The organism is Mesorhizobium sp. M0808 (assembly GCF_040320025.1).
GTDB lineage: Bacteria > Pseudomonadota > Alphaproteobacteria > Rhizobiales > Rhizobiaceae > Mesorhizobium.
The window spans coordinates 28,524-48,120 of record NZ_JAMYOX010000040.1 but is presented as its reverse complement, the minus strand read 5'-3'; the positions used below and the strand labels follow the sequence as shown (position 1 = coordinate 48,120).

Annotated in this window: 25 protein-coding genes and 1 pseudogene; 15 read left to right on the top strand and 11 right to left on the bottom strand. The window is 63.0% G+C overall.

From position 1 onward, the window contains the following. Nucleotides 1–14: 14 nt before the first annotated feature. The 6 genes from NKI25_RS29835 to NKI25_RS29810 all read left to right on the top strand — a co-directional run bounded on the left by NKI25_RS29835 (nt 15) and on the right by NKI25_RS29810 (nt 5,757). Nucleotides 15–1,112: a Gfo/Idh/MocA family protein gene (locus NKI25_RS29835; protein WP_352707329.1), complete on the top strand. Its 1,098-nt coding sequence runs from the start codon at nt 15–17 to the stop codon at nt 1,110–1,112. Nucleotides 1,113–1,122: 10 nt separating this feature from the next. Next, nucleotides 1,123–1,782, top strand: a complete 660-nt coding sequence (locus tag NKI25_RS29830; protein ID WP_352707327.1) for a ThuA domain-containing protein — start codon at nt 1,123–1,125, stop codon at nt 1,780–1,782. A gap of 152 nt (nt 1,783–1,934) precedes the next feature. Continuing rightward, a complete protein-coding gene (uxuA, locus tag NKI25_RS29825; RefSeq protein ID WP_353000160.1) occupies nt 1,935–3,134 on the top strand; it encodes a mannonate dehydratase in 1,200 nt (399 codons plus the stop codon). Beyond that, nucleotides 3,131–4,045 carry a PfkB family carbohydrate kinase gene (locus tag NKI25_RS29820; RefSeq protein ID WP_352784064.1) on the top strand — a complete coding sequence of 305 codons (915 nt, stop codon included), beginning with the start codon at nt 3,131–3,133 and terminating at the stop codon, nt 4,043–4,045. Before uxuA ends, NKI25_RS29820 begins: the two co-directional genes overlap by 4 nt. Nucleotides 4,046–4,142: 97 nt before the next feature. Next, entirely contained in the window at nt 4,143–4,925 is a 783-nt protein-coding gene (locus NKI25_RS29815) for an SDR family NAD(P)-dependent oxidoreductase (RefSeq protein WP_352623163.1), read from the top strand. Between the two features lie 70 nt (nt 4,926–4,995). Continuing rightward, nucleotides 4,996–5,757 (top strand): GntR family transcriptional regulator, encoded by a 762-nt coding sequence (locus NKI25_RS29810; protein ID WP_352623164.1) that lies wholly within the window; start codon nt 4,996–4,998, stop codon nt 5,755–5,757. Here NKI25_RS29810 and NKI25_RS29805 read toward each other — a convergent pair. From NKI25_RS29805 to NKI25_RS29795, 3 genes are read right to left on the bottom strand one after another with little or no spacing between them, the layout of a single operon-like run. Further along, on the bottom strand, nt 5,743–5,931 hold the full coding sequence (locus tag NKI25_RS29805) for a hypothetical protein (protein ID WP_352623165.1): 189 nt from the start codon (nt 5,929–5,931) through the stop codon (nt 5,743–5,745). The two genes, NKI25_RS29810 and NKI25_RS29805, sit on opposite strands and share 15 nt — an antisense overlap. A gap of 8 nt (nt 5,932–5,939) precedes the next feature. Continuing rightward, a complete protein-coding gene (locus NKI25_RS29800) occupies nt 5,940–6,068 on the bottom strand; it encodes a hypothetical protein (RefSeq protein ID WP_280952094.1) in 129 nt (42 codons plus the stop codon). Between the two features lie 5 nt (nt 6,069–6,073). After that, nucleotides 6,074–6,289: a DUF2934 domain-containing protein gene (locus NKI25_RS29795; protein ID WP_352623166.1), complete on the bottom strand. Its 216-nt coding sequence runs from the start codon at nt 6,287–6,289 to the stop codon at nt 6,074–6,076. Between the two features lie 219 nt (nt 6,290–6,508). Between NKI25_RS29795 and NKI25_RS29790 the strand changes: the two genes are divergently transcribed. From NKI25_RS29790 to NKI25_RS29750, 9 genes are all read left to right on the top strand, one after another. Next, the gene (locus NKI25_RS29790; protein WP_352623167.1) at nt 6,509–6,907 is read left to right on the top strand and encodes a hypothetical protein; all 399 of its coding nucleotides are present in this window, start codon (nt 6,509–6,511) and stop codon (nt 6,905–6,907) included. Beyond that, on the top strand, nt 6,904–8,124 hold the full coding sequence (locus tag NKI25_RS29785) for an Nramp family divalent metal transporter (protein ID WP_352623168.1): 1,221 nt from the start codon (nt 6,904–6,906) through the stop codon (nt 8,122–8,124). Before NKI25_RS29790 ends, NKI25_RS29785 begins: the two co-directional genes overlap by 4 nt. Next, nucleotides 8,124–8,486, top strand: a complete 363-nt coding sequence (locus tag NKI25_RS29780; protein ID WP_352623169.1) for a hypothetical protein — start codon at nt 8,124–8,126, stop codon at nt 8,484–8,486. The genes NKI25_RS29785 and NKI25_RS29780 overlap by 1 nt, the downstream gene beginning before the upstream one ends. Next, nucleotides 8,483–8,824, top strand: coding sequence for a hypothetical protein (locus tag NKI25_RS29775; RefSeq protein WP_352824173.1), 342 nt, complete (start codon nt 8,483–8,485; stop codon nt 8,822–8,824). The genes NKI25_RS29780 and NKI25_RS29775 overlap by 4 nt, the downstream gene beginning before the upstream one ends. A 34-nt stretch (nt 8,825–8,858) precedes the next feature. Then, nucleotides 8,859–10,145: an SDR family oxidoreductase gene (locus tag NKI25_RS29770; protein WP_352707320.1), complete on the top strand. Its 1,287-nt coding sequence runs from the start codon at nt 8,859–8,861 to the stop codon at nt 10,143–10,145. Then, complete coding sequence (locus NKI25_RS29765; RefSeq protein WP_352593714.1) at nt 10,145–10,618, top strand: DUF2269 family protein; 474 nt, start codon at nt 10,145–10,147, stop codon at nt 10,616–10,618. The genes NKI25_RS29770 and NKI25_RS29765 overlap by 1 nt, the downstream gene beginning before the upstream one ends. A gap of 358 nt (nt 10,619–10,976) precedes the next feature. Beyond that, entirely contained in the window at nt 10,977–11,615 is a 639-nt protein-coding gene (locus tag NKI25_RS29760) for a hypothetical protein (protein ID WP_352593713.1), read from the top strand. Continuing rightward, entirely contained in the window at nt 11,612–12,007 is a 396-nt protein-coding gene (locus NKI25_RS29755; protein ID WP_352707318.1) for a phage holin family protein, read from the top strand. The genes NKI25_RS29760 and NKI25_RS29755 overlap by 4 nt, the downstream gene beginning before the upstream one ends. Beyond that, nucleotides 12,004–12,933, top strand: a complete 930-nt coding sequence (locus NKI25_RS29750) for a hypothetical protein (RefSeq protein ID WP_353000157.1) — start codon at nt 12,004–12,006, stop codon at nt 12,931–12,933. The genes NKI25_RS29755 and NKI25_RS29750 overlap by 4 nt, the downstream gene beginning before the upstream one ends. A 295-nt stretch (nt 12,934–13,228) precedes the next feature. Here NKI25_RS29750 and NKI25_RS29745 read toward each other — a convergent pair whose 3' ends face one another. From NKI25_RS29745 to NKI25_RS29710, 8 genes and pseudogenes are all read right to left on the bottom strand, one after another. Further along, complete coding sequence (locus NKI25_RS29745; protein ID WP_352707404.1) at nt 13,229–13,750, bottom strand: ferritin-like domain-containing protein; 522 nt, start codon at nt 13,748–13,750, stop codon at nt 13,229–13,231. A 107-nt stretch (nt 13,751–13,857) separates the two neighbouring features. Further along, nucleotides 13,858–14,052 (bottom strand): annotated as a pseudogene (locus NKI25_RS36570) (c-type cytochrome); the annotation flags it as partial. Between the two features lie 199 nt (nt 14,053–14,251). Next, a complete protein-coding gene (locus NKI25_RS29735; RefSeq protein ID WP_352593709.1) occupies nt 14,252–15,136 on the bottom strand; it encodes a cytochrome c oxidase assembly protein in 885 nt (294 codons plus the stop codon). Further along, nucleotides 15,133–15,474 carry a hypothetical protein gene (locus NKI25_RS29730; RefSeq protein WP_352593708.1) on the bottom strand — a complete coding sequence of 114 codons (342 nt, stop codon included), beginning with the start codon at nt 15,472–15,474 and terminating at the stop codon, nt 15,133–15,135. The genes NKI25_RS29735 and NKI25_RS29730 overlap by 4 nt, the downstream gene beginning before the upstream one ends. Nucleotide 15,475: 1 nt before the next feature. Next, entirely contained in the window at nt 15,476–16,081 is a 606-nt protein-coding gene (locus NKI25_RS29725; RefSeq protein ID WP_352593707.1) for a cytochrome c oxidase subunit 3, read from the bottom strand. Then, on the bottom strand, nt 16,078–18,054 hold the full coding sequence (ctaD, locus tag NKI25_RS29720) for a cytochrome c oxidase subunit I (RefSeq protein ID WP_352707316.1): 1,977 nt from the start codon (nt 18,052–18,054) through the stop codon (nt 16,078–16,080). Before ctaD ends, NKI25_RS29725 begins: the two co-directional genes overlap by 4 nt. After that, entirely contained in the window at nt 18,051–19,067 is a 1,017-nt protein-coding gene (coxB, locus tag NKI25_RS29715) for a cytochrome c oxidase subunit II (RefSeq protein ID WP_352707314.1), read from the bottom strand. The genes ctaD and coxB overlap by 4 nt, the downstream gene beginning before the upstream one ends. After that, nucleotides 19,064–19,597 carry a c-type cytochrome gene (locus tag NKI25_RS29710; protein WP_352707311.1) on the bottom strand — a complete coding sequence of 178 codons (534 nt, stop codon included), beginning with the start codon at nt 19,595–19,597 and terminating at the stop codon, nt 19,064–19,066. The genes coxB and NKI25_RS29710 overlap by 4 nt, the downstream gene beginning before the upstream one ends.

The following is a 19,597-nucleotide window of genomic DNA, read 5'->3' as shown; positions in this document are numbered from 1 at the left end:
TTGAGGAGAAGCCCATGCGGAGGATCGGTGTCGGCATTATCGGCTGCGGCAACATTTCGGATGCCTATCTGAAGGCATCGCCACAATTCCCGGTGCTCGACATTGTCGGCGTCGCCGACGTCAACCGGACGGCGGCCGAGGCCAAGGCAGCGGCCTACGGCCTGGCTGCCATGCCGGTTGACGCGCTGTTGGCCGATCCGCGCGTCGAGATCGTGCTCAACCTGACGACGCCGCAGCATCATGTGCCGGTCGGCCTGCAGGCTGTCGGGCAAGGCAAGCACGTCTATTCCGAGAAGCCGCTGGCAACGACGCTCAGCGACGCCGAGCGGCTGGTCGCGGCCGCGCGCGAAAAGGGCGTGCGCGTCGGCTGCGCACCCGACACCTTTCTTGGCGGCTCCCACCAGACGGCGCGGCGGCTGGTCGATAAGGATACGGTCGGGACCATTGTCGCCGGCTCTGCCTTCATGCAGGTGCCCGGCCACGAACTCTGGCATCCCAATCCGGATTTTTACTATCAGCCTGGCGGTGGGCCGATGCTCGACATGGGACCGTACTATCTGACCTGCCTGGTCAATCTCCTTGGTCCGGTAAAATCCGTGACCGGGCAGGCGAAGTCATCCTACGCCACCCGCACCATCGGTTCTGGACCGCGCCAGGGCGAAACCATCCGGGTCGAGGTGCCGACCCATATTTCCGGCCTACTCGCATTCGAGAATGGCGCCGCGGTCTCGATCACCACCAGCTTCGACGTGTGGAAGCATGAACACAATCACATCGAACTTTACGGAACCACGGGCTCGATGATCGTCTCCGATCCCAACCAGTTCCAGGGCGACATCAGGACCAGCCAGCGCAAGGGCGACTGGACGGTAGCCGATCAGATCCATTCCTATGGCAACGGCAACTACCGGGGCCTCGGCCTTGCCGACATGGCGCAGGCGATCGTCTCCGGCAGACAACACCGCGCCAGCCTCGATCTTTCCCTCCATGTCCTGGAAATCATGGAATCGATCATCTCTTCATCTGAGACAGGGCGGCGTATCGATCTCAGATATGGCTGCGCCCGGCCGGCGCCGATGCGCGCCGATCTGCCTTTTGGAATTCTGGAATAGGAACAATGCGATGAGCAAGACGGCACTGATTTTCTGGGGCGGCTGGGAAGGTCACACCCCGGCCCGAAGCGCCGAAATCGTCAAGGAGATGCTGGCCGGCAACGGCTTCGACGTGCAGCTGGAGCAGGGGACTTCGGCGCTTGCCGATCCGCAGCTGAGCAAGCTCGATCTCATCGTCCCGGTGATCACCATGTCGACGATCGAAAAGTCGGAGCTGCAAAACCTGACCAGCGCCGTCGGGGCCGGCACCGGCCTTGCGGGCTTTCACGGCACGATGTGCGACAGCTTCCGCAACGAGCCGGAATACCAGTTCATGACCGGCGGCCAGTGGGTCGCCCATCCCGGCAACATCATCGACTATCACGTCGACATCACCAGGCCGGGCGATCCGGTCATGCAGGGCATCGACAGCTTCGCCTACCGTTCAGAGCAGTATTACATGCATGTCGATCCGACCAACGAGGTGCTGGCGACGACTACTTTCACCGGCGAGCATCTCGATTTCATCGCCGGCGTCGTCATGCCGGTTGTCTGGAAGCGCCGCTACGGCAAGGGCCGCGTCTTCTACAGCGCGCTCGGGCACACCGCCGACGAGTTCGCCGTGCCGCAAATGCGCACGATGTTCGAACGCGGCGCGATTTGGGCCAGCCGAAACTCGGATCTTGGATAGCCGTTCAATCTGAACGCCACGTACCGTTGTAATCTCTCATAGGGCGGCCGCCCGAACGCGGATACAGGCACTGGGCTGCGGCAAGCAATTGACTGCCATGGTAGTATCCAATACACCAGCGGTCATCGAGAAATTCCGCAGCTGGAGGTCGAATGGAGCAGACGTGGCGATGGTTTGGGCCGAGCGACGCGGCAACGCTTGCCCATGCCAGGCAGGCCGGCGCGACCGGCATCGTGACGGCACTGCACGACATCCCTTACGGCGAAGTCTGGCCGATCGACGCCATCAGGCAGCGCCAGGCGCTTATCGAGGCGGATCCGGCGATGGGCCTCAAATGGAGCGTCGTCGAGAGTGTGCCCGTGCACGAGGACATCAAGCTCGGCCGCGGCGATCTCGACCGGCTCTACGACAATTTCAGGCAGACCTTACGCAATCTCGGCGCCTGCGGTGTGCGCACGGTCTGCTACAACTTCATGCTGATCCTCGACTGGACCCGGACCGACCTGGCTGCGCCGCTGCCGGCCGGCGGACGGGCGCTCCGCATGAACATGCACGAGCTTGCCGCGTTCGATTGCTACATGCTGCAGCGCAAGGGATCGGAGCGGGACTATGCGTCCGATGTTCTCCAGCGGGCGAGCGAATGGTTCGAGACGACGCCGGATACGTCAAAAGAGCGTCTGCTCGCCAACATCATGGCCGGCCTGCCAGGCGCCTTCAAGCGCTATGACGTAGCGGAATTGCGCGAAGTGGTGGCCGAGCAGTCGAGCCTGTCGCACGACCGGCTGCGCGAGAACCTCGTCCGTTTTCTCGAAAACGTGCTGCCGGCGGCCGAAGAGGCGGGCGTCACGTTGGCGATCCACCCGGACGATCCGCCGCGCGATCTCGTCGGCCTGTGCCGGATCGTCAAGAACGCCGACGACATCGCCTTTATCCTGGACGCAGTGCCATCGGCTAATAGCGGTCTTACCTTGTGCACGGGGTCGCTGGGCGCCAACCCGGCCAATGACGTGCCCGCCATCGCCAGCCGCTTTGCGCACAAGATCAACTTCGTGCATCTGCGCAACGTCAGCAAGGACCCGGACGGCTCGTTCATGGAATCCGAGCATCTGAGCGGCGATGTCGACATGGTCTCGGTGGTTTCGATCTTGCTCGACGAGCAGCAACGCCGCCGCGACGCCGGCGAACCGGCGGCGTTGCTGCCGTTTCGCCCGGATCATGGCCATGAGCTGATCGATGACGCTGCGCGGCACACCCATCCCGGCTATCCCGTGATCGGCCGTCTTCGCGGCCTTGCCGAATTGAGAGGCGTGATGACGGCGATTGCCCATCAGCGCGGCTACCGGCTGCAATGACGGCGCCCCGCCTGCTTTGCGTCGGCGCGCTCACCTACGATACGATCTTGCGCCTCGATGTCCTGCCCTCCGGCGCCGGCAAGTTCCTGCCAAGCGAGGCCGTGCAGATCGCGGCCGGCATGGCAGCAAGCGCCGCCGCGTCGGCCAGCCGCCAGGGCGGGCAAGTCTGGCTATGGGCAAGCGTCGGCAACGATGCCGTCGGCCGCGACGTCATCGCCCAGATGGAGGCGGAGCGGGTCGACTGTTCGCTGGTGCGAAAGGTCGAGGGCGGCCGCTCGGCCATTGCCACGATCCTGGTCGATGCCGCCGGCGAGCGTATGATTGTGCCCTTCTACGATGCAGTCACGCAAGCCGATCCTGACCGTCTTCCGCCCGCGGATTTTTCCCGCTTCGACGTCGTGCTGGTTGATGTCCGCTGGCCCGGAGCCGCGGCCCTGGCGCTGGCGAAGGCTCGCGAGTGCGGCATCCCGGCGATCCTTGACGCCGATGTCGCTTCGCGACCGGTGCTCGACCGGCTGCTGCCGCTCGCCTCGCATGTCGTTGCTTCGCTGCCGGCGGCACGCATCCTTTGCGGTCCGGAGATATCCGCCGGTTCTGCCGTCGCCATTCTCGGCGAACGGACCGGCGCCTTCGTGGCGGTCACCGATGGCGCGAACGGCACCGTGTTCCGCTACTCGGGCAGCAATGACGTCCATCATCTGCCGTCGCCGCGGGTCGAAGCCGTCGACACCCTGGCGGCAGGCGACGTGTTCCACGGCACCTTCGCTCTCGGCCTGGCCGAAGGTTGGGACGAAGAGCGGGCGATAGCAGTGGCCAGCGCCGCCGCCGCCCTGAAATGCCTGCGCTTTGGCGGACGTCTTGGCGCACCGACGCGCGCGGAAACGCTGGCTTTCATGCAAGGAGCGACATGATGCCGAACACGCTTGGGCCGGCTCGGTGGAAAGAGCACGTCAAGTGCGCCCGTCGACTACCATGGCAGTCGCTGCGCAACTGTTCGAGGGAGGATAAATGGCTGAGTTCAAAAAACGCGCACTGGTCACCGGGGCGGCCATGGGCATCGGCCGTGCTGTCGCCGAAAGACTGGCCGAGCAAGGCGTCGACCTGATCCTGTTCGACCGGGCGGGCGATCAGTTGGATGAGGTAGCGGCGCAGCTTTCGGCGAGCGGCGTGACCGTGCACACCGTGCTTGGCTCGACCGCCGACACTGAGGCCTGTGGCCGCGCCGTCGAGCTTGCCCGGTCCGCGTTCGGCGGGCTCGACATGCTCTCCCACAATGCCGGCATCCAGCGTTACGGAACGGTGGAGACCACGGACGAGGCGCTTTGGGACGAGGTGATGAACGTCAACCTCAAGGCTGCCTACCTGCTCTCCCGCGCGGCGATGCCGCTGCTGCGGCAAAGCCGCGGCGCCATCGTCCATATGAGCTCGGTGCAGGGTCTGGCCAGCCAGGAAGGGGTTCTGGCCTACAGCACGGCCAAGCACGGCCTGATCGGCCTGGTCAAATCGATGGCCGTCGACTATGCGCCGCTCGGCGTGCGCGTCAATGCCGTCGCTCCGGGTGCGGTCGACACGCCGATGCTGCGGGATGCGGTGAAACTCAACGATAAGCCCGACGAGATCCTGCGCATCCTCGACAATATGCATCCGCTCGGCCGTACCGCCCGGCCGCAAGAGATTGCCGCAGTCGTCGCCTTCCTGCTGTCCGACGATGCCTCCTTCGTCACCGGCGAGGTCGTACGCGTCGATGGCGGCCTGCTGGCGCGCATCGGCGGTTCTCCGCGCAAGGAATAACCTCGGCGCTGCTGCTTGCGCAGGCATTTCATGAACGGCTTGAAGCTGCAGAGCCTATAAGGGGTCGCCGATGGCAGGGCTTTTGGGAATGCGGACCATCACCGAGGGGCGGTTGGGCGAAACCGGCCCCGGCGTATCGGTCGCGGCGAGGACGTTCGAGGTTCTGCTCGACCAGATCCTGACCTTCCGTCTGAAGCCGCATGAAGTGATCTCGGAAAAGGCGATGTCGGAAGCCCTCGGCGTGAGCCGCACGCCGGTCAGGGAGGCGCTCGCCCGGCTGGCCGGTCTTGGCTTGATCGACATTTATCCGCAGCGCGGCAGCATGGTGGCCCCGCTCCGGATCGCCGATCTCGAAAAATCGCAGTTCCTGCGCGAATCGCTCGAAGTCGGCCTGATCAAGCGTGCGGTCGAGAGCCCGCGTCGCGCCGACCTGCTCGCCATGCTGAAAGGCGAACTGGCCGTCCAGGAGACGTTCGCCTCCATCGCGGACGACAGGCGCTTTTTCAAGTCGGACGAGCTGTTCCACCAGCATATCGCCAGCCATGCCGGCTTCCCCGGAATCTGGGCCGACATCAGCGCGGCGAAGCTGCACATGGACCGCTTCCGTTTCCTGTCTTTCCCGCGCCTCGACAGCATGTCGGTGGTTCTCGGCCAACATCGGCGGATTGTCGATACGCTCGAGCAGGCCGACGCGCTTGCGGCGGAAGAGGCGATGCGAACGCATCTTCGCCGCATCTTCGAAGTGCTCGAAATCGTCCAGGAGCGCTATCCCTATTATTTCGAGGCAAACGGCAGTGTGAGCCCGCTTTCGGCCGGCTCAATCCAAGCTTGAGCCTTTCTTGCGCGCTTCCGAAGGCGTCTTGGTCTTGCTGCCGGATTTGTCGGAAGCTGGCTCGGCTTTGCGATTTTGACCCTCGCCGCCTTGCTCCTTGCGGAGCTGCTTTTCCACTATCGATCGCGATCCTTCTGCCGGGTCTTGTTCAGGATGAGTATCGGTTCCCGTCATGTCGGCTCCTATCCATTTTGATCAATTGCGTGCGGCGTGGGCTGACCTCCGCCGCCGGTTCTGTCGCGCCCGATCATCAGCCAGGCGGCGAACAGCACGACCAGTACGACCACGATCCAGGCGACGAAACGAGGCATCGGCCTCATGTCCCTCGCCGCCGCTTACTGCCACGCGCCTCGGGACTGGAGCCGGCCCCGACCGTTGGATCGGGCACGACCGGACCGCGTTCGGCCTCGGAACCCTCAGCTTCGATCTCCTGCACGGCCTGATCCCAATGCTCGCGCTCGCGTCCTTGGGGACGGCCTTCACGCTCCCAGATCTCATGGGCTCGCTGCCTGATACGCTCTTCCCTGTCCATGACTTTTGCCTCCTCATCCCCCTAATCCGGCGATCGGTGGTTTGTTCCGGGCTGCCAAGGCAGTTCATCGCGGTTAGTTGACGTGATCACCCAGCGCTCTAGATCAAACTTCGCGCCGAAGTCGCTTGGTGCGGGGAGAACAATCGTGTGGCAGCAACGCTACAAGCCCGTATTGTAAATGCCGTTACAGCCGTCGATCTTCGACCAGACCGCCCGTGCTTGCTGCTGATAATATTTGTATTGACGGCATGCTCGCCTTCCGACCAGGTCGAGCAGCAGTCGAAAACCGCGGCTTCCGCCACACAGACCGCATCGCTGGTGCTGGATGCCTGGGCTTCAGGGGCGGCCCCCTCGAAATACACGTCGCGCACCTTGCAATCGGTCGGCAAGACGCTCGCCGATGCCCGTGCGCAAATCCAGTCGGCCAAGTCGCCTGAAGCCAGCGAGCAAGCCGGTCTGACGGCGGCAGTCGGACAGCTTTCGACGGTGGTGACACGCGCCGCGGCGGCAGTGCAGGACGGCAATCGCCCGGAAGTGGAACACGCGCAGCACGATCTTTGGGCTGCCGCTGCGGCCCTGAACGCGTCCCAGGCCAAATATTTCGCGCCGAAACCATGAAGAAGCTGCTCGAAATATCGCTTGGCGTCGTTACCAGCGTTGGCGGCTTTCTCGAGATCGGATCGATGGCAACCGCCGCTCAGGCGGGCGCGGCGTTCGGGTTCCAGCTGATCTGGGCCGTCGTTCTGGGCGTGATCTGCATCATCTTCCTGGTCGAGATGGCCGGCCGGTTCGCCGCCGTAAGCCATCACACCATCGCCGACGGCATCCGGGAACGGTTTGGCTTCAACGCCTTTCTGTGGCCGCTGCTTGCGACTTTGCTGGTCAACTTCCTGGTCATGGCAGCGGAGATTGGCGGTGTTGCCATTGCGCTCGAGCTCGCCACCGGCATCGGCTTTCAGTGGTGGGCGCTGCCGGTCGCTTTTCTGGTATGGCTGTTCCTCTGGAAAGGCACGTTCGGCTTCATCGAAAAAGGCGTCTCGATCCTCGGTCTCGTCACGCTGTGCTTCGTGGTTGGCGCTATCATGCTGAGACCCGATTGGGGGCAGGTCGCGGCCGGCGCCGTGCCCACTCTGCCGGACCACGACGCGGCCAAATACTGGTTCATGGCGGTCAGCATTCTTGGCGCGTCGATATCGCCTTACCTGTTCATGTTCTATTCGTCGGGAGCGATCGAGGATCAGTGGGACAGGAGCTATCTCGGAGCCAATCGGGCGATTGCCGGCATTGGCATGAGTTTTGGCGGCACGATCGCGATCGGTGTGCTGATCGTGGCGGCGCTCGTGCTGGCGGCGCACGGCATAGAGCAGGTCGACGACTACCATCAATTGCCGCTGATGCTGATCCAGATCTTCGGTTTCTGGGGATTCATCCTGTTCGTCGCATCGCTCGGCATTGCCTGCTTCGGTGCCGCGCTCGAAATCGGGCTGCAGCAAGCCTATCTCGTGGCGCAGGGTTTCGGCTGGACGTGGGGCGAGGACCAGAAACCGCGCGACGATCCCGGCTTCAGCACCGTCTACACTGTCTCGCTGTTTCTCGCCGCCATTCCGATCGCACTGGGTCTCGATCCGCTGAAGCTAACCATCTTTTCCATGGCGCTGACGGCCGCCAGCCTGCCGCTGACCGTGGTGCCGTTCCTTTTCCTGCTGAATGACGAGCGTTATGTCGGCGAGCACCGCAATGGCATGATCGCGAATGCCGCGGTCATCTTCATCATTGCGCTCGGTTTCGTGCTCGCGATCGTGACCATTCCTTTGCAGATATTCGGAGGCACGTGATGGATTTGCTACGCGACATTCTGGACAAGCAAGTGGTCGACCGCGAGCAGGTCAAGATCGGCAAGGTGGACGGTCTGGTGGCGGAACTCAGGCCAGGCAAGCCGCCCAAAATCGTTGCGGTCGAGCTCGGCTCGATCACGCTGGCGCGTCGGCTTGGCGAGCGACCCGGGCGCTGGATGGCGCGGGTTGCGGCAAGGCTCGGCGGCAAGCGCCATGCCGAGCCGCACCGCATCGCCTGGAACAAGGTGCGCGACATCGGCGTCGACATCGAGTTCGATATCGACGTCCGCGAAACGGCGATTTTCGACTGGCAGGACTGGCTGCGCGATCATGTCATTGGGCGTATTCCGGGAGCTGGATGATGGCCACCGTCAATCTTGAGCAATTGGCTGGCAGGAATGTGCTTTCGCAGCGCGGCAAAAGCATCGGCCGTATCGAGGAGATACGCGCCGAACCGGATGGCGACAACCTGGTAGTTGCCGATTACCACGTCGGCATCTACGCGGCCTTCGAGCGTCTGTCCGCTTCGGCCATCGGCATTGCGGTCCTCGACGCCTTTCGATTGCGCAGTCGCGACAGCGTGTACCGCATTCCCTGGGACAAGCTCGACATCTCCGACCCGGCGCGGCCGCGGTTGTTATGCACGACGGAAGAACTTTCCGGTATGAAGGGGAGTATCGAGGGCGATAAACCGGAATGAACGATACTTTCCCGCCGTCGGAGAATGGGGTCCAGTGAAAGTCCTGGTTACCGGCGCCACCGGCCTGATCGGTGCCTCCGTCGTGGCACGCCTTCTTTCCGAAAGGCATGAGGTGATCGGATTGGTCCGCAGCCCCGGCGCAAGCCGGGCCGGCAATTATCAATTGCTGGTGCTGGACATGGCGGCGGCGCTGCAGCCCGAAGACTGGCTACCGCATCTCAGGGGTGTCGACGCCGTCGTGAATTGTGCCGGCGTCCTGCAGGACAGCCCTCGCGAAAAGACGCGCGAAGTCCATCGCGATGCGGCGGCAGCACTCTTCCTCGCCTGTGCGCGGGCAGGGGTTGCCCGGGTAATCCACTTCTCGGCGATAGGCGTCGATCGGGCGCAGCCTTCGGCATTCTCGGCGACGAAACTGGCCGGCGACCAAGCGCTTATGGCGCTTGATCTGGATTGGGTGATCCTGCGCCCGTCCGTGGTGCTCGGCCGGCCGGTGTTTGGGGCCAGCGCATTGTTTAGGGGTCTCGCCTCGCTGCCGGTGCTGCCGTCCATGCCCGGCACCGGCCGGCTCCAGGTGGTACTACTCGACGATGTGGTCTCAACAGTCGTCTTCCTTCTCGATCCCGACAGTCCATCTCGCGTCGTGTTGGAACTTGTCGGTCCCGAACAGCTGAGCATGGACGAGGTCGTCGGCAGCTATCGCCAATGGCTCGGCTGGGCTCCTGCAGCCAGGTTTGTCTTGCCGGCGGCTGTTGCAAGGCTTCTCTACCGCCTCGGCGACCTTGCCGCGATGTTCGGCTGGCGTCCACCGATGCGCACCAACGCGGCCAGAGAGATCGCCCGAGGAGCGGTTGGAGATCCCTCGGACTGGACCGCCGCGACCGGCATACGCCCGCAAACCCTGGCGGGCTTCCTCGCGCTCAATCCGGCAACGGTGCAGGAAAAATGGTTTGCCCGGCTGTATTTCATCAAGCCTGCGATCTTCGTCGTCCTGCCCGTCTTCTGGATCGTGACGGGTATTGTGACGCTGACCACCGGCTATAACGGTGGCATCGAGCTGATGCAAAGCACGGGGGCTGGCATCTTGTCGGCGCCGACCGTGATAGCCGGTGCTCTTGCCGACATCGCCGTCGGCGCGCTCCTAGCCTGGCGGCCAGCGACGCGAAAAGGCCTCTATGGCGGCATCGCGCTCTCGCTCTTCTACCTGGTCGTCGGAAGCTTCCTGAGCCCCGATCTGTGGAACGACCCGCTTGGGCCGTTGCTCAAGGTGTTGCCGATCCTGGTGCTGCACTTTGTGGCCTTGGCAGTGCTGGAGGAGCGTTGATGCTCTATTTCCTGCTGAAATTTCTGCATGTCATCGGCGCATCCGTGCTGCTTGGTACCGGCGCCGGTATCGCTTTCTTCATGCTGCTCGCCCACAGGACCGGCAATGCCGCGACGGTTGCGGCGGTGGCGCGTATCGTCGTCGTCGCCGACTTCCTTTTCACCGCGACGGCCGTGGTCGCGCAGCCTTTGACCGGAGCCGCGCTCGCCTGGCAGGCAGGCTACTCGCTGTCGGAGGGCTGGATCGTACTTTCGATCGCGCTCTATATCTTCACCGGAATGTTCTGGCTCCCGGTCGTCTGGATGCAAATGCAGATGCGCAAGCTGGCATCGCAAGCCGCCGCTGCAGGCGCGCCGTTGCCGCCGCGCTATCATAGGCTCTTCTGGCTGTGGTTCGCCTTCGGCTTCCCCGCCTTCGCTGCCGTGCTCGGGATTTTCTGGCTGATGATCGCGCGGCCTGCGATCGAGTGGTAGGTCGCAGGCAGGTCCCACTGCGATAATGCCCAGTCAAAGCACTACGGAAAAATTCCGGCCCATGCAGCGCCATGTGCCGGAGCGGACCTGCGCCTCGACCTGTAAGTCGCACCGGAGTCCGGTCTCGTATCATTTCCAACCGCGCGCTCACCGCCATCGGCACAGGACAAGATCCCGTCTTGAGGCTGGTTAGGCTTCGCTTACCAAAAAAGATGACGTCTGAGGGAACACGGGAAGCACAGGCAAGTTCGGTGCGCAGTGGAGGAGATTGCGCCATGAACAGTGTTATTTATCTCATCGGCCTTGTCGTCGTCGTGCTTGCAATCCTCTCCTTCCTCGGATTCCACTAGGAGACACCATGCAGGACCAGGACGATCAGGGCCGTCAGACGGCCGATTTCGAGACCGCCAGAAGCGAGCTTTCAGAAAGACTACAACGGGAAAAGCAGACCGCGACGGAAGCGCTCCACGATGCGCGTGACGAGATCACCAGGAAAGCCGGAGATTACGCATCGGAAGCAAAGCAAGCGTTGTTCAACAAGGCTGAGGGAACGCAGCGCGACGTGAGCGCCAATCTCAAGGCCTTCGGCGGCGCATTGCGCGCGGCAAGCGAGCATCTTGCCAATAATGATCAACGGACCGCTTCGAAATTCGCCCTTGACGCCGCAGGCGGGCTCGAGCGGCTTTCCTCGTCCCTGAAGGATAAACCGTTCGACGAGGTGCTTGGCGAAATTCAGTCGTTCGGCCGTGAAAACTCGGGGGCGCTGATCGCCGGTTCGGTATTGGCAGGCCTGGCGTTGGGGCGGTTCATCAAGAGCTCGCCACCCTCTGCCCAAACCGGAGCACCGGGCCAGTCGGGAACAGGCCGGGCGCCCGAGACGGGTCCTAGCTCGAATGAGTCGGGATGGCGATCGGTAGAGGCAGTTGAGCCGGCCCCGCTAGGATCCGATCAGTCCGGCGATGACTGGGCCAATGCAAGCCTGGAGCGAAACCCATGACTGACAATCAGGACACTCGCAGCCTGACAACCCTTGTCAGCGATCTGGCACAGCAGGTCACAACACTGCTTCAAACCGAAAGCAGGCTGTTGCGGACTGAAATGTCGGAAAAGGTAAGCAAGGCCGGCGCCGGCGCCGTGGAGGTAATGGGAGGCGCCATTTGCCTGCTCGCCGCCCTGATGGTGCTTTTGCAGGCGCTGGTGATTGCCTTGGCGAGCGCCGGGCTGGGAGCCGGATGGTCCTCGCTGCTCGTCGGCGTCGTGGTGGCAGTACTGGGCGTCATACTCTTGCGCTCCGGCAAGGCAAGCATGGCTCCCTCAGAGTTGACCCCCGACCGGACACAAGACCAACTTAAACGCGACGCACGCGTGATCAAGGAACAGATAAGATGACCGACAAATCCGCAGCCGAGTTGGAACGCGATGCTGATATTGCGCGCGCCAGAGTGGCAGATACCGCAGACTCGATCCGCAGCAAGATGACACCGGGCCAACTGATCGACGAATTCACCGGGATGTTCAGCGGCGAGGGATCCGCCATGCTCAGCAATCTTAAGACTCAGGTCAGGGACAATCCGTTGCCGCTTACATTGGTCGGCGCGGGCCTGGCCTGGCTGATGCTTGGCAAGGGCACCTCGGTAGACAGTTCAGCACCTGGTGCCTATTCGACCGGCAGGGAACCTGACGGCAGCCGAAACGTCTCTGACGAGCGGAGCTTGGGCGGGGCCTGGCAGGACTCACGCGGCGATGAGTACGGTGCCGAGGGCGAAGCTTCCGCCGGCTCCATGCTCTCCGATGCCGCTCGTTCGGCTGCGTCCGTGGCAGGCGGTGCGACTGAGGCTGTGGCAGACGTTGCGAGCGGCGCCACAGAAAGATTGAGAAGCACAGCCGGGCAGGTCGGCTCGGCCGCGACCGATATGACGGGCCGGGTGCGGCAGTCGGCGCAGGACCTGTTCCAGCGCGAACCTCTGGCAATGGCCGCGGTGGGCCTTGCCGTGGGCACAGCCATCGGCGTGATGCTGCCTCACACCGCCGCGGAAGACGCGCAACTCGGCCCTTACCGCGACAAGCTTCGTGACAGTGCCGAAGAAGTCTTTGAAGAAGGCGTGGAGCAAGCCAAGCAGGTCGCCGCCGAAGCATATGAGACTGTAAAGGAAGAGGCTGACCGACAGGGTTCCAGCGGCGACGCCGAGACGTTGGTCGACCGCGTCGAGAAAGTCGTGAAAAAGACGGCAAGCAAAACCGAGGAAGCCATTCGCGATCGTTTGCCGGAGACCGACGAGGCTCCCAAATCGAACGAGTCTCCCGAAACGACGTGATAGCGCTGCGGTCGTTCGTGGCGATTCCAACCGCGGGTCGCCTCGCGGTTGAACATCGAAGTCGGCGCAACCTTCCGCAGACAAATGTGATCGCGGCGCTGAAGTCATTAGCCGAGGCGCTCCGGTCCGTTCCGATTCTTCGCTTGAATCCGTTCGGTTCTTCGGGCTGCATGAAGCGTGTCTGGCCAACGGCGTGGCGTGCAGTCTTAGCAGCACTGTCCAATAAAAAAACAACCACCCCGTCAATTCGACTGGGTGGTTGCCAGGAATTCCTCTCGGCCAGCGGCGGGGCGGCTTAACTTTTGGCGGTCTCTCCCGCCTCACGCAGCCTGGCGTATTGCAAGGTGACGCCGCGCAGATTCTGCTTCAACCAGTCGGCCATTTTCTCTTCTTCGCTGAGATTCTGCTGAAGAGAGTTGATCGCCTGATTAAACCCTCCGGCCTCCCCGAGCACGAGCAATGAGTTGTAAGCCGCTATCTCGTAATTTTCGAATGCAAAGTTGGCGAAGCTGTTCTTGAGGATTTCGTCGCCGGCTACGGAATGTCCCATCGCGGCCATGCTGCCGACCATCGACATAGCCGTATCCTTCAATGTGGAATGGTCCTCACCGAGGCCATCCAGAATGGATTCCAGGCGGGCGATCTGCCCTTCGGTCTCCGTGATATGCTGCTGCAGGCGGTCGGCGACCTGCGGATAGTTCTCGATCCGCTTGACCTGAGGCTTCATGATCGACAGTGCTTGGTTCTCCATGGCGTGGGCATTGCGCAGCCCGACAATGAAGATCGAGCGGGTTTCGGAATTGACATCAGTGTCCATAGCATTTCCTCGCGGTTTGATCGGTAGAACCAAACCTCGGCCTTGCCGATTTGTTCCTGGCGAGATGTTGCAGCCAACCCTGCTCTTCAAGAAATGCTGCAACAAAGTCATTTCAGCGAGTAGAGGTAGGCAGCGACGTCCCGCGCCTCCTGCTCAGAAATCCTGGTCGAAGGCATTGCCGTATGCGGATTGATCTCCCTTGCCCCACGGATCCACCGAATCAGGTTCTCCGGCCTATTGCGCAAGACGCCGCCGACATAGACCCGGGTGGGCAGGCTTGCGTCGAGGCGTGGACCGACTAACCCTTGCGCACCGGGAACGCCGGTGATGGTGTGGCAACCGGCGCAGCCATTGGCCATCATGATCGGTATAGCGCGGGCGCTGACACCGCCGGTCGCATTGTCGGCCTTCTGCTCGACCCGACGGCTTTGCTCGAAGTACAACGAGATCCCGGCCAAGGCTGCAACGAGCACGACAATAACCGCAGCGCCAATTACGGCTTTAGACAGCGTGAAGCGCATGCGACGCCTCCCGGTCCTTTCGGCTGCTCGAGCGAATCCACAGGCCGGCCAGCAGCAACGCGGCCCCGCCATAAATCAAGCCGGCCGGAACCCACATCACCAGACCGGCGAGCTGCTGGTCCTCGAGCGGGCTAAGGTTCCACAATTCCGCGCCTGCTGCGTTTACCGGAAACCACAGCCTTGGCGAGACCAGCAGCAGCACCCCGAGCAGGCCGGTGTGCAGCGAGGTGAAGAAAAGGTGCATGACCGCGCTGCCATAGGCTTGTTCGCGGCCTGAACGCGGCAGCAGTACCCACCAGAACAGCAGCCCCGTACCGAAGAAGCTGGCATGTTGCGCATAATGCAGGACACTCTGTGCAAGCGCCGCCTCGAACAGCGCCGGAACGTGCCACGCCCATATCGCGACGCCGTGCAAGAAGGTCGCGGCTGCAGGGCGGCTGACGGCGGTCCAAATGGTTCGAAGCACCTTCGCGTGCCCGGCTGCGCCAAATGCCAGCCGCAGCCTGATCGGCAACGCCCACATCAGCGCCGCCGCCGGGCAGGAGGCGACCAGCAGGGGTGCCGCCACCGCCATCAACAGCTCGTGCTCGATCATGTGGGCGGTGAAGACGCGCTCACCCAATGCATGGAGCGGACTGACCAGTGCTGCCGCCAAAATGGCCCAGCCGGCCGCGAACAGCACGGCCTGCCGCAGTCGCAACGGCCGGCTGCGGGCGCTCCGCCGCCACAGCCGAAAGGCGCCTGCCGCGTAAAGCACTGCGACCACGGTTAGCGGCAGCGTGATCGGCAACGCCAGCGTCCAGCCGGCCTGCGGGGCGCCGGCACCGTAGCAGATCGAGGTCGAGAAGAGCGCGTCGAAGCTCATCGCAAGCAGCCGTCAAGAATGAGCGAGGCGGCGCCTTGCATGACGATCACCAGCGCAAACAGCACCGCGCTGAGAATGCCGATATTGGCGACGAAATCCTCGGTGGCGCGCGTACGATCCGGTTTAAAGGCGGCGCCGCCTTGCTGGCGCGCCCGCCACGACAGCACGCCGCCGAGCAAGGCCAGCACTGTCAGCACCAGCGCAATGACCGGTATGACGGGAATGCCATGAGCGCACTGCCACTCCACGAACGCATAATTCAGCTGCGTCGACACCGCCCAGGCCAAAGGCCCGGACAACAGCCCGCCCCATGATGTGCCCAAGCGAAGCGCACGCATCTCAGTCAAGCCTCGGCATCCAGTAGATCAACAGATACATCGGGATCCAGGTCGCGACCACGAAATCCCAGTAGAAGACGTTGTCGCCAACGTCCCCGAAACGCCGGCCGCTATAGCCATGGCGCGTGAACATCAGGACTGTCAGCACCAGCGTGTCGCCGACGTCGGTAATCAGATGCGTTGTGTGAAGGCCGAGCAGCACCCACAGCATTGAGCCGTACGCATTGGTATCCCAATAAATGTTGAGGGCCGGAAATTCGAACCACCGCACGACAAGCGGTGCAATACCGAGCAGCGACATGACGATCAGGCCGATGCGCACAGGCACCATGGCACAGGCTTCGGCGTAGCGGTTCAGTATGTGATTGGGCACCACGCTGGCGAGCAGCAACAGCGTGACGATGGTGCCCGGCCAATGGTTGGGCGGCGGCACGCCCAATGGCCATTCGGGCGACAGATAGGCAAGGTAAAGATAGGCGCCTGCGGCGAGCGCGAAACCGATGCCCTCGAGCGCCATGAAGGCGAGGGTGCCCCACCAGGTCGGGCTGCGTGGTCCGAGCCCGAAGGTCGGGAGTTCGGAAATGTCCGCGAACGGGCGCTGTTTCATTCCTCATCCTCCGGATCGCCTTTTGGCCAGAACCAGCCGATCAGAGTGACGGCGATCGGTCCGGCCCCCCAAACCACCGCCCACGGGCTGAAAATCGAATAAAGAAAGGTGGCGCCGATCGCGAGCGCGGCGAACAATGGCCAGATCGATGGCGTCGCCGACTTCTCGCGTACATCGGCATGCGCCTCTGCCACCGTCGAAACAACAAGTTCGCGAACGTCGACGCGAAGCCCGGTCGCAACCGGCAGCGCGTCGTGTTCGGCCCAGAGCGGCTCGGAGTGGGTAACCACCGGAATCCGGGCGAAATTATAGCTCGGCGGTGGAGAGCTCGTCGCCCATTCCAGCGTGCCGGCATTCCAGGGATTGTCCCCGGCCGGGGCGCCCCTCGAGGCGCTGTACACCAGGTTTGTAGTGAACAGAACGAAGCTTAGGAACAGGATGACCGCGCCGGCTGTGATGAACAGGTTGATGTTGCCCCAGCCGAGTTCCACCGGATAGGTGTAGACCCGCCGCGGCATGCCCCACAGGCCGACAATGTGCATCGGAAAGAACGCCGCATTGAAGCCTAGGAAGGCAAGCCAGAAGTGCCAGCGTCCGAGACGTTCGCTCATCATCCGGCCGGTGATCTTGGGGAACCAGAAATAGGTCGCGCCGAGCAGCGGGAACACCGACCCGCCGATCAGCACGTAATGGAAATGCGCGACCACGAAATAGGTGTCGTGTACTTGCAGGTCCAATGGCACCGACGCCAGCATCACGCCAGTCAGGCCGCCCGCAACGAACGTGAAGAAGAAGCCGAACACGAACAGCAGCGGCGTTCTGATTATCGGGCGTCCGTCCCACAATGTCGCCAGCCAGCAGAAGATCTGCAGCCCGTTCGGGATGGCGATCAACATGCTCGAGGCGGTGAAGAAGCTCGCGCCGAGCTTCGGCAGGCCGGTTGCGAACATGTGGTGGACCCACAGGCCGAACGACAAAAAGCCGACCGCAATCAAGGCCAGTACCATGCCCAGATAGCCGAATACCGGACGCCGGGCGAAAGCGGCGATGATCGAGGACACCATGCCGGTAGCCGGGAGGAAAATGATGTAGACTTCGGGGTGGCCGAAGAACCAGAACAGGTGCTGGAAGAGCAGTACGTCGCCACCCTCGGCGGGGTTGAAGATATGGGTGCCGACCAGCCGGTCGAGGATCAGGAACGTCGACGCGATCATGACCGCTGGCATGGCGAACACGATTACGAAAGAGGTGACCAGCATCGCCCAGACGTAGAGCGGAATCTTATCGAGCGACATGCCCGGCGCACGCTGCTTCAGCACGGTTACGATGGTGGCGACCGCGACCGCCAGCGATGACACTTCGGTGTAAGTGATCATCTGCGCCCACACGTCGGAACGCTTGCCTGGCCCGAATTCAGGACCGGACAGCGGCACGTAGGAGAACCAGCCGACGTCGGGCGCCATGTCGAGTGCAAACGACACCCAAGCGAAGAGGCCACCGGAGAGATAAATCCAGAAGCTGAATGCATTGAGGCGCGGAAAGGCGATGTTGCGGGTGCCGACCATCAGTGGCACGAGGTAGATGCCGGTCGCCTGAACGATCGGCACTGCAAACAGGAACATCATGGTCACGCCATGCATGGTGAACAGCTGGTTGTAGCGGTCGGGCCCGATCAGCCCACGCTCCGGCCCCGACAGTTGGATGCGCATGGCAACGGCGCTGAGGCCACCGAGGCACAGGAAGACGAAAGCGGTGATCAGGTAGCGCCGCGCGACAATTTTGTGGTCGACGCTCGAGAGCGCACCGATGATGCCTGGCGCCGTCTGCCATGTCCGCGCCAACCAGCCGTCAAGGCTGGCGTCGTCGAGGCCGGTATCGCGAGGACCGTCGCGTTCGGGAGCTAGGTCACCCTTTTGTGCTGCGGCGCGTTGCTGGGCGAGGTCACGCCCATGGGCCAGGTCGGCGCTACTCATTTCAAGCCCTCGAGATAGGCTACGATTGCATTCAGCTCGTCCCCGTTCAGTCCCACCACGGGCATGTGGGCACCTGGCTTGATCCCTTGCGGATCGGCTATCCAGGCTGCGAGATTGCCCCGGCTCATCGCCAGCGTTCCGGCAGCGAGCGTCCGCCGGCTTGCGATATGTGTAAGGTCGGGAGCGACCGTACCGCCGGCGATGGTGCCGCCGATCTTGTGGCACATCACGCATGGCCGTTTGAGGAACAGGTCGTGGCCGGTTTTGGCCTCGGCCGACACGGGGGCGGCCGCCGGCCGCAGCTGATCGTTCAGCCAGGCGTCGAATACAGGCCGAGGTTCGGCGATGATGAAGGTGCTCATATTGGCATGCTGCGCGCCACAGAACTCGGCGCACTGGCCGCGATAGACGCCGGGTTTGTCCGCCTTCAGATCGAGAACGTTCTCGTGGCCTGGAATGAGGTCCAGCTTGCCCGAGAGGTTCGGGACCCAGAAGGAATGGATAACGTCGGTCGAGGTCACTACAAGCCGCACCGGCTCGCCCGCCGGGATGTGGATTTCATTGGCGGTCGTCAGAATGCGGTTCGGCTGATCATTTTCGTAGCGCACCTCCCACCACCATTGATGCCCGGTCACCCGGATCGTCAGCGCCGCATCCGAGCCGATAGCAGCGAGCGTCCGGTTGGCGAAGTAGCTCAGCAGGGTCAGGCCTACCAGGATCAGGGCGGTAGCGGCGAGTGCGGCGACGACAATTCGCATTTTGCTGCGCTCGGCGGCAGCGTCGAGGACAAGCGGATCGCCGACCGGCGCCCGGCGTCGTGCCAATGGCACGATCAGCACGGCCATCACCCCAAGCCAGACCACCGCGCAGAGTGCTGTGAAGAACCAGATCAGCCATGCGAGTTCGCTCGCGGCCGGGCCCTTTGGGTCGAGCGCCGATTGCCAGCCGCTGCATCCTGCGAGGAGCAGGATGCAGGCGGTGCACCGGCACACTGTCCAGACACCACGGTTCACGGCGACTTCCCCAGCGTCGCGGCGTCCGGCAGCCGATTCTCGGATGGATGGGGCATCATGTCGTCGTCGCGGCCCGGCGCAGCGGATTTTGGCGCGTTGCCGCTCAACGCGCGGACGAAGGCGGCAAGCTCCCAGATCTGGTCGTCCGGGATCTTGTCGCGGAAGCTCGGCATACCGTTTGGCCGACCGTCCCTGATCGTGGCGTGGATGCTTTCGATCGAGCTGCCATAGAGCCACTTCTGGTCCATAAGGGCCGGGCCCATGCCGCCACCGCCATTGGCATGGCAGCCGGAACAGTTGAACCAGTTAAACAGACGCTTGCCCTCGCTGAGGTGGAAGGCGTTGGCCTCGAACACGCCGGCCTTGGTGTCGGACGAGGCCGGCCGTTGGCCGCCCGGCTCGAGGGCCGTTACGGCTGCCGGTTGGTCGCCCGAGCCGAGCGCCGACTGTGGACGCGTGTCGCGTTCCTCACGCTGGCAAGCGGCAACCGCGAGGATTGCGAACACCAGCAAGAGAAGACCGCGCTTCAT

Bases quoted from the DNA above. Each gene is read 5' to 3' on its own strand.
- NKI25_RS29755 (WP_352707318.1), top strand. From the start codon at position 11,612: ATGACTGACAATCAGGACACTCGCAGCCTGACAACCCTTGTCAGCGAT.
- NKI25_RS29780 (WP_352623169.1), top strand. From the start codon at position 8,124: ATGGATTTGCTACGCGACATTCTGGACAAGCAAGTGGTCGACCGCGAG.
- NKI25_RS29710 (WP_352707311.1), bottom strand. From the start codon at position 19,597: ATGAAGCGCGGTCTTCTCTTGCTGGTGTTCGCAATCCTCGCGGTTGCC.
- NKI25_RS29725 (WP_352593707.1), bottom strand. From the start codon at position 16,081: ATGAAACAGCGCCCGTTCGCGGACATTTCCGAACTCCCGACCTTCGGG.
- NKI25_RS29815 (WP_352623163.1), top strand. From the start codon at position 4,143: ATGGCTGAGTTCAAAAAACGCGCACTGGTCACCGGGGCGGCCATGGGC.
- NKI25_RS29775 (WP_352824173.1), top strand. From the start codon at position 8,483: ATGATGGCCACCGTCAATCTTGAGCAATTGGCTGGCAGGAATGTGCTT.
- NKI25_RS29800 (WP_280952094.1), bottom strand. From the start codon at position 6,068: ATGCCTCGTTTCGTCGCCTGGATCGTGGTCGTACTGGTCGTGCTGTTC.
- NKI25_RS29795 (WP_352623166.1), bottom strand. From the start codon at position 6,289: ATGGACAGGGAAGAGCGTATCAGGCAGCGAGCCCATGAGATCTGGGAG.
- NKI25_RS29820 (WP_352784064.1), top strand. From the start codon at position 3,131: ATGACGGCGCCCCGCCTGCTTTGCGTCGGCGCGCTCACCTACGATACG.
- NKI25_RS29745 (WP_352707404.1), bottom strand. From the start codon at position 13,750: ATGGACACTGATGTCAATTCCGAAACCCGCTCGATCTTCATTGTCGGG.
- ctaD (WP_352707316.1), bottom strand. From the start codon at position 18,054: ATGAGTAGCGCCGACCTGGCCCATGGGCGTGACCTCGCCCAGCAACGC.
- NKI25_RS29730 (WP_352593708.1), bottom strand. From the start codon at position 15,474: ATGCGTGCGCTTCGCTTGGGCACATCATGGGGCGGGCTGTTGTCCGGG.
- NKI25_RS29805 (WP_352623165.1), bottom strand. From the start codon at position 5,931: ATGACGGGAACCGATACTCATCCTGAACAAGACCCGGCAGAAGGATCG.
- NKI25_RS29750 (WP_353000157.1), top strand. From the start codon at position 12,004: ATGACCGACAAATCCGCAGCCGAGTTGGAACGCGATGCTGATATTGCG.
- NKI25_RS29835 (WP_352707329.1), top strand. From the start codon at position 15: ATGCGGAGGATCGGTGTCGGCATTATCGGCTGCGGCAACATTTCGGAT.
- NKI25_RS29830 (WP_352707327.1), top strand. From the start codon at position 1,123: ATGAGCAAGACGGCACTGATTTTCTGGGGCGGCTGGGAAGGTCACACC.
- NKI25_RS29785 (WP_352623168.1), top strand. From the start codon at position 6,904: ATGAAGAAGCTGCTCGAAATATCGCTTGGCGTCGTTACCAGCGTTGGC.
- uxuA (WP_353000160.1), top strand. From the start codon at position 1,935: ATGGAGCAGACGTGGCGATGGTTTGGGCCGAGCGACGCGGCAACGCTT.
- NKI25_RS29760 (WP_352593713.1), top strand. From the start codon at position 10,977: ATGCAGGACCAGGACGATCAGGGCCGTCAGACGGCCGATTTCGAGACC.
- NKI25_RS29735 (WP_352593709.1), bottom strand. From the start codon at position 15,136: ATGAGCTTCGACGCGCTCTTCTCGACCTCGATCTGCTACGGTGCCGGC.
- NKI25_RS29765 (WP_352593714.1), top strand. From the start codon at position 10,145: ATGCTCTATTTCCTGCTGAAATTTCTGCATGTCATCGGCGCATCCGTG.
- NKI25_RS29810 (WP_352623164.1), top strand. From the start codon at position 4,996: ATGGCAGGGCTTTTGGGAATGCGGACCATCACCGAGGGGCGGTTGGGC.